Below are 12,333 nucleotides of genomic sequence, written 5' to 3' on the forward strand. Positions count from 1 at the left end.
AATCATATACGGGAACGCTGGGTTTTTGTATACTAAATAGTATATTTTACCTATTAGGAGGTTGTCTTTTGAGCGCTTCTAGAGCTTTGAAATGGATTACAGGCTCATTTGAAATTATTTTAGCAATTCCAATTCTGGGTGCTGCTATTGTAATTGGCACTGGGTACTCCGCACTGGGATTGATGTTTATTCTTCACCTGGTTACTTTGATTTTATCTTCAAAGAACCAAGAATCTATTTATGGTTCAGTACTCGGAATTGTAACTTCTTTACTCGCTTGGATTCCATTCGTGGGATGGGTACTACACTTGATCACAGGGATTTTGTTGATGGTAAGTGGCGGGCAGAAGACTCGTCATTCTTCGAATCATACATATCCACATTAATTCAGACATCCTAATACAGCCCGATTCGGACGTTTGTCCGGTCGGGCTGTATTCATGTTATAATGAGGGCACATTTTAGCATGAAGTACATGAAAGGAGGCACATCCATATGGAAGTAACAGCACAAGAGGTAGCAGAATGGATGGTTAAGGAAATTCGGTTTACGGGTACCTTGTATCAGACCGCGGCGATTGAATATGTGAAAGAGAATTTTGGGGAACAATTTGTATTTGTGAATGAGAATGGCAATGCCTCACTGTCCAAGGAAGTAAAGAAAGCTTTCCGGAAGCTGCACGGCGGCAAAATCGCGTGGGATCGCGATGGATTTTTGTGGGCGTGGACTTAAGCTGGAGGTGAATATATGCCGGTTATCCGTAGTAAATTAAGTGTGGTCATGGAGAATCATGATCCCAAACTCTCTATACGAAAGCTTGCTAAGGATATTAATTATCACTTTGATTCGGTTCGCCGTATGTATAAGGATGAGATGGTACAGTATCCCAGAGACTTGCTCTTAAAGCTTTGTTTATATTTTAATGTACAGCCTGGGGAACTCATCGGAATCGAAGAGTTAAATGAAAGTGATTGTACAATAGAAGAAGTGATAGGTGAACATGGTTTAAGTAAGCGTTAAATAAATTGAAAAAGTGCAGTTGGGAAGAGTTGAGGAATGGGAAGTTGAATTCACTCAAGTCTTCTTTTTTGTATGGAAAAGGGAGATTTCTGCTAAATTTGACTAGATTATATGGTCATGTTATACTTAGATTGACAAGAATTTATGGTCAAAGAGAGCAGGAAATAAAAAATGAGTAAATTTATTCAATTAAACAAGCGTACTGGCGAAACAAAGTCCCAAAAGAAATTAGCGAGAAAACAGGGACGTATCCCGGCTGTATTGTATGGAGTGGGTAAAGATACTCTGAACGTAGAAGTGGATGAAAAAGAGCTGTTGGGTACTTTGAAAAAAAATCCACGGGCTATTCTGCAAGCAAAAACAACGGACGATGAAGCAATGCCGATCATTGTTCAGCATATTCAAAAGGATTCTCTGTCAGGTAAGATCTTGCATATTGATTTCCAGCATGTGAACATGTCTGTAAATATGGATAGTAAAGTTACGATTCATTTTGCAGGGGAAGCAATCGGCGTGAAAGCCGGTGGCGTATTGCAAGTGGAATTGTATGAAGTAGAAGTTCGTTGTATGCCGGGCGTTTTGCCTACTTCTATGGAAGTAGATATTAGTAAACTTGATATTGGCGATCAGCTGCTAGTTTCTGACCTGATTTTCCAAGATGGAATCGAAGTGCTGACCGATCCGAATGCAGTAATGATTCAGATTAAGACTGTACATGAAGAAGTTGAAGAAGCAGTAGTAACTACAGCTTAAATATATATTTATATTAAAAAAAGCAAGTTTCCAGGGAAGAGGAAACTTGCTTTTTTTGCGTGTAAATCATACGGGAACTTCTCGCTGATCCTTTGCCATTGGTGAGCTACATAAGGGACAGGGCTTTGAGGTTAGATGATCCTCAGCTCCGCCAGCTTTCATGCGTGTCCAACCAGGACAACTGTTGCCCGTGCAGTTCCATACCGGAACGACATGGGTTTTTGTTTTTGTCGTGGTCGCTCGGCTGGTCGGTAAGGATCTTGTTGTCACGGTTCTACTCACCGTAGTTGCTGCTGTGGAAGAAACCGCTGAACGGAAGGCGGATAACATGAAGCGGGAGACCTCCGCTTTTTTACCCCGATGCTGTGCAGGTGAGCTGATGAATAGCTCCTCTCGGGCTCTCGTAACGGCCACGTACGCCAGTCTCCGTTCCTCCTCTAGTGCTGCTAAGCTTGAGGCTCCGCTGCTTCCGGCAGCAAGCTTGCGGTCTTTTAACCGGTCGCCCTCCAGTGCAGAGCTATGCGGAAGAATTCCCTCAGACGCTCCAATTAAAAAGACTACAGGAAACTCTAGCCCCTTTGATTTATGAATGGTCATTAATGCAATCCGATTGCCTTGCTCTTTAGTACCTGGTTGGCGATTATGCTCGTTACGCTCCGTGACATTATCTATGAAATCAAGAAAGGCAGGGATGCTGTCGAAACGCGCCGCGGAGGATTCTAGCTCATCTAGCATTTCTTTTAACGTCTCTCTATGAAGCGTCGCTTGATGCCGTTCATTCGCTTCGATGAAATAATCATAGAATTGGGTACGAATCTGCCGGATTGCTTGTATTGGGGTCAGTTCGCGTATATTACGGATTAGATCGAGCCGATCTCTTAGTTTAGTCCCTTTGAAGTCTTCCATGCCAGGCATAGACAATAGGTGGATTAACGGTCCTTGCTTGGGCTGTCTAGCTTCCATCTGGCGGATATGATTCATACCTTTTTCACGGTTCATATATAGTGTCGGCAGGATATTTTCCATCGCTGCAAAATTTCGCCGATTCAAGGAGAGTCGCAAATGATCCACTACCGGAGAGATCAGCCAGTGCTCGTACAATAATTGCCCTTCTCCGTAATCAATATAGGGAATATCGCGTAAAAGGAGCAGTTCGAGAACGGCCCGATTGCTGCTCGAGGCCCGGTACAACATGGCGAAGTCGCTATATTCTCTTTTGCCGCTAGAGACCTCGTTTAAAATATGCTCGATCATCTGCTCGGCTTCTTCATCTGCAGTTTGCGGACGCATATATCGTGGCTGACTTCCACTACCTTTTGCGGCTTGCAGGGTTTTGGAACGCCGACGTGTATTGTGCTTGATAATGCCGTTACCAAGTCCAACGATAGCTGGGCCTGAGCGGTAATTAATATCGAGCGTAATAACCCTTGCTCCCGGATAGAGCTTCTCGAACTCTAGAATGAACTCACTGCGCGCTCCGTTGAAGGAATAAATCGTTTGGTCATCATCACCAACCACCATTAGATTATGCTGTGGGTGAGCGACCATTTTGACAAGTTCGTACTGTAAGGCGTTTGTATCCTGGAACTCATCCACCATCACGTACAGATATCTCATCTGCAACTCTTGCAAAAGCTCCGGACGCTCCTTCAGCATCCGATAGGCAATTAAGAGGACATCATCGAAATCGATTTTGAAATTGTCTAGTTTCCATTGTTCGTATATTTCCAGAATGGATTTCATTTCTTTTTCGGCGGTGGTGCCTTCTGGTAGATCTTCCACAGTGCCCATGTTCATTTTGCAGGAAGAGAGCAGAGAGAGTAGGGTTTCCGGTGGATAAGCATCCTTCGGCAGTCCGAGCTCACGCATGATCTGCTTCAATAGGATGTGCTGGCGCCGTGTCTCACTGAAAATTTCCTGTTGCAATCCTTGTCTGCGCAAGAAAAATAAGAAAAAAGAATGGAACGTACGGGCCTGAAGCCTTGCAACGTCCGCTGTGCTGACTCCCGGGAGCAGGGCGATTCGTTCGCGCATTTCTGCCGCGGCTTTACTCGAAAAAGTCAGCAATAGCAGCTGACTCGGCGAGACGCCGCGCACCGACAACAAATAACCGGTTCTGCAGATCAGAACCGAGGTTTTGCCGGAGCCTGCACCGGCCAGTGTCAGTAGCGGCCCTTTATGATGCCGCACCGCAGCAATCTGCGGGCGGTTGAGCAGGATGCCGCCTTCCTCCAGCCTGCGGAAATAAGCGGAGTCCCCCTCCTCCCGCTTCACTAGCTCCTTGCTGGTCTGCGCTGAAGCTACTGCCGCTTGCGGGATGCGTTCGCCGGTTGCTCCCAGCGGGATATTATGAAATAAGAGCTTATTCAATAGATTCACCTTCATATATTTCTGTATAGAGTGAGCTCAACAAAACTAGTTGGAGAATGGTTGAGTTCATCTTAAAATGTGCCGATTAAAATACGCCGAAAATTTAGCCAATCTACAATATACCATCCCAGCCTTTTTGCTGCACAGAAAAAAATGCTGGATATAGTATGGGGGACTGTGGAGCTTGGTTGTGTGAATGGGGATTGGTGGGCGGGATGTACGGGATAAATACCGTAGAAAAGTGGGAATTGGGCTCTGTGAGCGAAAAGAGGGGTATAAATACCCCAGAAGTGAGCGGAATTGGCTTTATGGGCGAAAAGAAGGGTATAAATACCCCAGAAGTGAGCGGATTTGGCTTTATGGGCGAAAAGAGGGGTATAAATCCCCCAGAAGTGAGCGGGAATGGGCCCTGCGAGCGAAAAGAAGGGTATAAATCCCCCAGAAGTGAGCGGAATTGGGCTCTGCGGGCGAAAAGAAGGGTAAAAATACCCCAGAAGTGAGCGGATTTGGCCCTGCGGGAGAAAAGAAGGGTATAAATCCCTCCCTTGTCCTCTCTTAAGTTTACATTAAAGCCCATTCCCTTTCCTTATTATCCTCATATCCTAAAGCAAAATCATGATATGGAGATGACCGTATGCCCTCGCCCAATAAGGTCCGCATAAGACATGCCGTTACCATAGATGTACTGATTCCGGCTATCGAGAAAGATTTGGCTACACTCCCCTATGTTATTGACGCTGTCCGAACACATGTTAAGCATCCGATAGGTCGTATATTGATTGTTGCTCCAAAAAAGACACGAATACTGGATTTCTGCCGAAAAAAGGGCTGTACCTTTGTCGATGAGAATACAGTCCTTCCGATTACAAAAAAAGATATCCATTACCGTTCACGGAAATGGGAAAGATCCGGTTGGTTGTTCCAGCAATTGTTGAAGCTGAATGGTGACAAGCTATGTACGGCTGACTATTTTTTAGTCATCGATGCAGATACGGTCTTAATCGCTCCACATCGATTCCGTGAGAAGGGAAAGACGATTTTTTACAGTCGCAATTGGAGTCAGCCTCAGTACTTTACAACCTATAGGAAGCTAATGGGTAAGAAGGCGGCATCTGCTTCTTCTTTTGTGACGCATTATATGCTGTTTGAACGCAGCGAATTGACTCAGATGAAAAGAGAAATTGAAGCAAAGCATCAGAAGCCTTGGTATTCGGCGATTATACACAGTATGAACCGAACTAAGCAATTTGCTTTTTCTGAATTCGAAACTTATGGGAATTACCTGTATTCGAAGGATCGTGGAGGCATGAAGATTCAAAAAGCGCGTAATAAAGGCCTTCATATGAATGCAGGGCAGCTTTCCAAGCAGAAGCTGAATGGGCTGGCGGAAAAGTATAGATCATTGTCTTTTCATAAACGGAAGGGGTATGTGAGAACACCGAGTAGTAAGTCCAGCGCAGGGGGGCGATAGCGTTGCAGATCGTGCTCCTTTCAGGGGGATCGGGGAAGAGGCTGTGGCCGCTGTCGAATGAGATCAGGTCAAAGGCATTTTTAAGACTTCTCCCAACAGAAAATGGCGGCATGGAGTCGATGATCGAGCGAGTATGCAGAGGGCTGGATGAGGCAGGATTGTTAGATTCAAGCTGCATTGTAACCCATCGCAGTCAGGTGGAAATTACCCGCAAATCTGTTGGCAATCAGGTTGCTTTACTGGCGGAGCCACAGAAGCGGGGAACTTTTACTGCGGTTGCATTGGCGGCGAGCTATTTGCATTCCGTGAAGAAAATAGACTTAGAAGAGATCGTTGTGGTCATTCCGGTGGATTCTTATGTGGAGGCTTCTTTTTTCAGTCAGCTTCGGCAGTTTCCCAGCGTGCTGTCCGAATCACAAGCGGATATTGCCCTGATCGGTGTTACGCCTGAATTCCCATCCACACAGTTCGGGTATATATTACCGAGTGAAGGTTCAGAGGGGATGTCTTTTTTAAATGTGAAGCAATTTGCAGAGAAACCAGACGAAATGGCGGCAGCCGAGTTCATCTCCTGTGGAGGACTATGGAACTGTGGGGTGTTTTCCTGCACATTAGGATACTTGCTCTCAACTATGGTGGAACGGAATCTTTCAGCAGATTACATGGAGCTAGTGGAGCGTTATGACGAATTGCCAGAACGAAGTTTTGACTATGAAGTGCTTGAGCATACGCAGCGAGCGGTAGTTATTCCTTACACCGGAGTTTGGGCGGATATTGGTAGTTGGGATGCGCTTACCCCTCATTTGCAGGAAAAGGTAATTGGCAGGGGGAGCATTTCTGAGGATTCAAAAGGAACCTATTTAGTGAACGAACTCTCTTGTCCCGTACATGTCATCGGTGCCCCAGGCTTGATTGTGGCGGCGGGTGCGGATGGTATTTTAGTTGCTGGGATCGAGCAGGCGAAACGGATTAAGCAGAAGCTGGAGGGTCATGCCGCGAAGCCGATGATTGAAGAAAAGCGGTGGGGGAGCTCACGCATTCTGGATTTCTCACGAACAGCAGCAGGAGTTGAGGTTACGACTTCCAAAATCACGATGTTGGCAGGGAAGCACACCAGCTATCATTTTCACAGGCATACCAAAGAAATATGGTCTTTTCTTTCGGGCAATGGAGAGTACCATATGAACGGCGTTCTTCATGCAGTTGCAGCCGGAGACACAGTTATAGTACCTGCCGGTGCGAGACATGGTTTGCGGGCGATTACGCCGCTCGAATTGATCATTATTGAACTGGTGACATCTTCTGATGTGGGGGATTATGTACGTGTTTCTGCTGAATGGGTGGGGGAGGAAAGCGCTCCTGATCATTAGTAATTCAATAGATTGAAAAAAATCAACCGGGTTTAATCCAGCGTACATGTCCCGGTTGAATTTAATTTTAGAATGTAGCTAATTAACATCACTGCATTTAAAAGAGTTATAGATCTGAGCCACCTTCGTATCTTTTGGATGGAAATCGAAATGTGACCTCCGTTCCCAGTCCTAGAATACTGGTAATGGACAGGCCGTACTCTGGTCCGTACATTAGCATAGCCCGGTCATTTACATTTTTGAGCCCATAGCCTATAGACGGGGATTTAAGCAGAAGATTGAGTCGTTCTTGTGGGATGCCAACGCCATTATCCTTTACTTTGAAGATGATACACTCCTCTACCATTTCTCCGGATAGAATAATTTTGCTTCCTTCTTCTTCTCTATTCTCAATACCATGAATAATAGCATTCTCAATTAGAGGCTGAAGCATCAGGTTAGGCATGTAATAAGAGAGAATAGCCTCGTCGATCTGATATTCTATCTCAAAGCTGTTGCTATGCATGTTAAGCTGAATCTGGATATAAGATTGTACATTCAATAGTTCATCCGAAACCGAAATTATATTATTCCCTTTATTCAGCGTAGTCCGATAGAACGTGGATAGAAGCTGAGCCATTTCACTTATATCTGTTGCGTGGATTCGAATGGCTCTCCAATTGATGAGGGAAAGAGCATTATATAGAAAATGAGGATTGATCTGAGCCTGTAGGGCTTTCATTTCATATTCTTTTCGTGAAATTTCCTCAATGTAGACTTTATCGATTAACACTTTTGTTTTGTCAACCATATTGCCAAAGCCTCTAATTAGATCCCCAATTTCATCTTTGGATGTGCTGGTGACGGTGACTTCCAGGGATCCCTCTTCTACGGTGCGCATATTATTGCGCAGACGCTTAATTTGTGAATTGAACTTTCGAGAAAATAGATTGGCGGTTATAGCAACGGCAGCAATACAAGCAACAATAACAAGCCCTACTGTCGAAAGGATTTTCCAAGCAGAATTCGTAATCATCTTCGTAGGTTTGCATAACATCACTGTCCATCCTGATATAGGAACTTCAGATTGCAATACAGTGTACTTTGTATTTTTCCATTGCAGCGTATCTAAGTTGTTTGTGCTATTGGAAGGAATATATCCTTCTATACCAGGCGAGGCATAGATCGACTTTCCATAAGCATCTTTGACGAGAATCTCTGAACCTTGAGAGAGTAGGGAGTCAAAAGGTGTGAATAACGAATCGTAATTCACACGTGCATACAGCACATTTTCTTTTGGATCTTTCTGTTTCGTATTAATAATTCGTCGAACAGCAAAAATCTCCTTATTATCTGTAAACCACAGGACATCGACTGACTTCATCAACGGCGGGTACCAATGTTCCTGTTTAATATCATTTAGGGCTCGGACGGTATTGCCATGTGCCAAAAGATTGGTTCCTGTATACAGAGTGATTTGTTCTACACCTGTATTTAGATACCGTGCCGTATTGAAATTTTGGTCAATCACATGGGTTAACTGATCATACATTTCATACATACTTGTATAGGTATGATTAGCTGAATTAATAATTTCCTGATTAAAACTCAAGAAATTCATGAGTTTATTGTAGACATCCAGATGACTATTTAAAGCTAAAGCCCCTTGATTTAAGGCTGCATTCAAATCAGATTTGGATTGCTTAATGAGGGATGATTTGGCTTCTTGATAGCAGAAGCTGCCCAATACAATCACAGGAATCATACTGATTAACATAAATGAAAGCATGATCTTGGTTTGAAACTTCAAGTCGCGAATATTTTGCTTAAGTGTCCGCCAAAGTTGCATGATGCTCCTCCCGATATACAGAGGACTTCTGATTATACTGTCTATATTTTTCTGGTGTGTACCCATAGAAATCCCTGAAATTTTGGCAGAAGTATGAAATATTGCGATAGCCCACTGCGGTGCAAATATTTGATATTTTTTGATGCGTATTTGTTAACAACTCTTTTGCGTTTTGCATGCGGACATTCTTAATATATTTATTAAGCCCACAGCCTGTCTGCTTCTTGAATATGGAGCTAAGATAATGTGGAGACAAATACACTTTAGCAGCAAGCATTTCCAGACTGAGATCATCTGCATAATATTGTTCAATATATTGTTTGACGGCGTCGACATCACGGTTCTGAGTAGGCTCATGGTTGGTGGAGTTCTGATCAATCCGAGCGATACCTTCAAATATGATATCTTTGATATCCCGCAAATCTTCAGATCCATATATGGTCTCGACGGCAGTCTGCAGCTCCATTTCTGATATAGGTGCAGCTTGTGTCATGATCTCTTGATAGATTGTGGAAAACATATACTTTACATATAAATGTGAATACTGTACTTGATGTACGTATTTTTGATATAAAATCTCAGTATTTGCTCGTAAGCTAAAAATATCTTGATCCTTCAGATTATTTCGAATCTGATCTAGTAGGTGGCTATCTGTAAGGTCTGGATACAAGGCCTCAGAGAAATGTAAGTCATTTTGTGTATTAAACACAAAGGTATCTGGGAGAAAAAAACGATATTCCATCAATTCTTCTAATGAAGTCAAAAGTGAACCTAAATCTAGTATTGAGGTTAGTTCCTCTTTCATAGCGAGATAACAATTCACTTTATATTTATCAAGGATACAATGATGCAGGTGCATCGCTGAATTATTATCAAACTGGGAAGAAGGGGACTCTTGCTCGGGAAACAGTAGTAGACTTTGACATCCGTTTAGATTTAAGTAATCAGCAGATGTGTCTACTAAACCAAGAACAAACTCTTCGAACTCCGAATCCACAGATTCAAAAAATGGCTTATCGAATTCTAACAAAAGCATTTTATTGTAATGGCTGGGTAATTCAATAGACAGCTCTTGAAGAGGAGGTGGGCTTCCGATGCCATTGACTAGAGAGAAGAGTAGATGTTTTCTCACATAGCTTAGCTTTCTTTGTGACGCTTCTTCTTTTTGTTGCTGGCTCTTTAATTCCTGAATAACTTTTTCTAAAGTAGTTTGGAATGCTTCAATGTTAACCGGTTTCAAAAGATACTCGGATACGCCCAGGGAGAGGGCTGTTTTGGCATACTCAAATTCAGCGAATCCACTGAACAAAATCACCTTTAATTTGGGGTGCAACTTTAATGCTTCCTTTGTTAGCTGTAATCCATCCATTATAGGCATCCGCACATCGGTAAATAGAATATCGACAGAGTGTGCGCTTACATATTCAAGTGCTTTACGACCGTTTTCTGCAACATGCAATTGGAGGGGGAAGCCAAGCTCCTTAATGAGGAAAGCAATCCCCTCTCGCTCCTCCTTATGATCATCTACCACCAATATGGATAACATTATTTACCACCTTTCGACATGTAGTGACATTGATATTGTAGTATAACATCTTCGACCGTAGCAATTATTCCTCGATATTATCGTTAATGATGAGTATTTATTTGTGTAAAACATAATTTTTTTGCGTTTACGATGGATAGCAATAATCTATAAACTTAAGGAAGTAACAATATAATTTTTTTTGAAGCTGGCCGGCGCTTTGAAATCGTTTTCTAATACGAGTTTTTTTATAGAAAAAGGGAGGCTCTTATAATGAAACATAAATTGAGAAAATCAAGCTCCATAGTATTAGCATCACTATTAGCTGTTGCTATGGTAGGTTGTTCAAGTTCTAATAATTCTTCAGCATCTACCCCAAAGACAGATGCGAGTGATCCTGCATGGAAAGAAGCACAGACGACTCCATTTGGCGCCTATCCTGAAACAGTTACTTATTCTGTTGGACAAGTGGCAACGAGCTATTCAGCACTTGCAGGAACGCCTTATGAGAAAGATAATGCCACAAACAATGTGTGGACAAGATATTTCAAGGATAAGCTGAACATTCAAAATACGACCTCGTTTGAGTCCAATGATGGTACAGACTATAGTCAGAAAGTTTCGATGGCGATTGTAAGCGGTGAAATCCCTGATCTAATGGTGGTTCCTGACTACGCGACATTACAACAGCTTTATGAGAACGATCTGATTGCAGATCTGACCGAGGTTTATGAAAATACTGCCAGCGATCGAATTAAGGAAATTTATGATTCCTACGGTGGTCGTGTTCTGGATAGCGCAAAGTTCGATGGCAAGCTGATGGCCATACCAACTACTGAAATCTCACATGGTCCTGGTATCCTCTGGCTTCGCAAAGACTGGATGGACAAATTGGGACTTGCTGAGCCGAAATCAATGGCTGATGTCGAGAACATTATTAAGCAATTTGTAGAAAAAGATCCAGGTGGTAACGGAGCGGGTAAGACGCTAGGTCTTGTTGTCGATAATGAAAACGTTGCCGGTGTCTCTGGTGGACAATTCTCATTTAATAATATTTTTTCACTATATGGTGCGTATCCAAAACAGTGGATTGATGATGGAAGTGGAAAGGCTGTATACGGATCTGTTCAACCAGAAATGAAGCCAGCACTGACCAAGTTGTCTGAAATGTACAAAAATAACTTGATTGATCGCCAGTTTGCAGTACGTACTGGTGATGACCGCAAGGCGCTACTTACAAGCGGAAAAAGTGGGTCGTTCATGGATAACTGGTGGGGAAGCTGGACTGTGGCTGACACGCTTAAGCTGAATCCAGAAGCGGAATGGGTATCTTATGTTGCCCCACAATCAGAAGATGGCTCGCTTACAATGTTCACTGGAAATCCTTCCAGCAGTTATTTGGTTGTTCGCAAAGGCTTTGAACATCCTGAACTTGCAGCCAAGCTTGTGAGTGTTCAATATGACTATCAGCGTTACCAAGAAAAAGATGAAAAAGCTTTGAAAGAATTTGAAGATTATAAGAGCATGAATGTTGGCGGATCTCCGCTCGCCATTAATATCGATTATTATGACGCTTTCTATCGTAACGTTGACATCATGAAAGAAGCATTAGAAACAGGCGATACAAGTAAATTAACTAGCAATGAGGATTTAACGGCTTATAACTCCTATAAGAAATTTCTTGATAGTAAGAAGAATGGAGAAACACCAGACTCCAATGCATGGGCTGGATATACTTCCAGTATTACGACAGCTAGTTTGGTGAAAGCCTCTAATATTAAAGAAGTGAATCCATTATTCTTTGGAAGTACATCATCCATGACGTTGAAATGGCCGACACTTACTAAAATGGAACTTGAAATGTACTTGAAGATCATTACAGGTGAGCAAACACCTGATGCGTTTGATAAGTTTGTAGATAGCTGGAATAAAACTGGCGGCGAAGTAATTACTAAGGAAGTTAACGAAGCGATAGCAACCAAATGATGTTGAAAGA

Annotated in this window: 11 protein-coding genes; 8 read left to right on the top strand and 3 right to left on the bottom strand. The window is 42.9% G+C overall.

Going from position 1 to position 12,333, the window contains the following annotated elements:
- Positions 1 to 68 precede the first annotated feature (68 nt).
- From MKY19_RS01540 to MKY19_RS01555, 4 genes are all read left to right on the top strand, one after another.
- The gene (locus MKY19_RS01540; protein WP_042184217.1) at positions 69 to 386 is read left to right on the top strand and encodes a hypothetical protein; all 318 of its coding nucleotides are present in this window, start codon (positions 69 to 71) and stop codon (positions 384 to 386) included.
- A gap of 109 nt (positions 387 to 495) precedes the next feature.
- Positions 496 to 732, top strand: a complete 237-nt coding sequence (locus MKY19_RS01545; RefSeq protein ID WP_339799838.1) for a hypothetical protein — start codon at positions 496 to 498, stop codon at positions 730 to 732.
- 15 nt (positions 733 to 747) lie between these two features.
- Positions 748 to 1,020, top strand: coding sequence for a helix-turn-helix transcriptional regulator (locus MKY19_RS01550; RefSeq protein ID WP_262495646.1), 273 nt, complete (start codon positions 748 to 750; stop codon positions 1,018 to 1,020).
- Positions 1,021 to 1,191: 171 nt separating this feature from the next.
- Positions 1,192 to 1,773, top strand: coding sequence for a 50S ribosomal protein L25 (locus MKY19_RS01555; protein WP_042184221.1), 582 nt, complete (start codon positions 1,192 to 1,194; stop codon positions 1,771 to 1,773).
- Between the two features lie 66 nt (positions 1,774 to 1,839).
- Here the strand turns inward: MKY19_RS01555 and MKY19_RS01560 are convergent, their stop codons facing one another.
- Positions 1,840 to 4,143 (bottom strand): UvrD-helicase domain-containing protein, encoded by a 2,304-nt coding sequence (locus MKY19_RS01560; RefSeq protein ID WP_339799841.1) that lies wholly within the window; start codon positions 4,141 to 4,143, stop codon positions 1,840 to 1,842.
- A gap of 215 nt (positions 4,144 to 4,358) precedes the next feature.
- Between MKY19_RS01560 and MKY19_RS01565 the strand changes: the two genes are divergently transcribed.
- The 3 genes from MKY19_RS01565 to MKY19_RS01575 all read left to right on the top strand — a co-directional run bounded on the left by MKY19_RS01565 (position 4,359) and on the right by MKY19_RS01575 (position 6,984).
- A complete protein-coding gene (locus tag MKY19_RS01565; protein WP_339799843.1) occupies positions 4,359 to 4,643 on the top strand; it encodes a hypothetical protein in 285 nt (94 codons plus the stop codon).
- Between the two features lie 134 nt (positions 4,644 to 4,777).
- Complete coding sequence (locus MKY19_RS01570) at positions 4,778 to 5,614, top strand: DUF6492 family protein (protein ID WP_339799845.1); 837 nt, start codon at positions 4,778 to 4,780, stop codon at positions 5,612 to 5,614.
- An 11-nt stretch (positions 5,615 to 5,625) separates the two neighbouring features.
- Entirely contained in the window at positions 5,626 to 6,984 is a 1,359-nt protein-coding gene (locus tag MKY19_RS01575) for a sugar phosphate nucleotidyltransferase (protein ID WP_339804103.1), read from the top strand.
- A 106-nt stretch (positions 6,985 to 7,090) separates the two neighbouring features.
- Here MKY19_RS01575 and MKY19_RS01580 read toward each other — a convergent pair whose 3' ends face one another.
- Together MKY19_RS01580 and MKY19_RS01585 are read right to left on the bottom strand one after the other, a co-directional pair.
- Positions 7,091 to 8,812: a histidine kinase gene (locus MKY19_RS01580; RefSeq protein ID WP_339799847.1), complete on the bottom strand. Its 1,722-nt coding sequence runs from the start codon at positions 8,810 to 8,812 to the stop codon at positions 7,091 to 7,093.
- The gene (locus MKY19_RS01585) at positions 8,790 to 10,358 is read right to left on the bottom strand and encodes a response regulator (RefSeq protein WP_339799849.1); all 1,569 of its coding nucleotides are present in this window, start codon (positions 10,356 to 10,358) and stop codon (positions 8,790 to 8,792) included. Before MKY19_RS01585 ends, MKY19_RS01580 begins: the two co-directional genes overlap by 23 nt.
- Before the next feature lie 252 nt (positions 10,359 to 10,610).
- On the opposite strand from MKY19_RS01585, the gene MKY19_RS01590 reads away from it, so the two are divergent.
- Complete coding sequence (locus MKY19_RS01590; RefSeq protein WP_339799851.1) at positions 10,611 to 12,323, top strand: ABC transporter substrate-binding protein; 1,713 nt, start codon at positions 10,611 to 10,613, stop codon at positions 12,321 to 12,323.
- The last annotated feature ends 10 nt before the right edge of the window (positions 12,324 to 12,333 follow it).

The sequence above is a fragment of the Paenibacillus sp. FSL R5-0744 genome (assembly GCF_037972555.1).
GTDB lineage: Bacteria > Bacillota > Bacilli > Paenibacillales > Paenibacillaceae > Paenibacillus_AQ.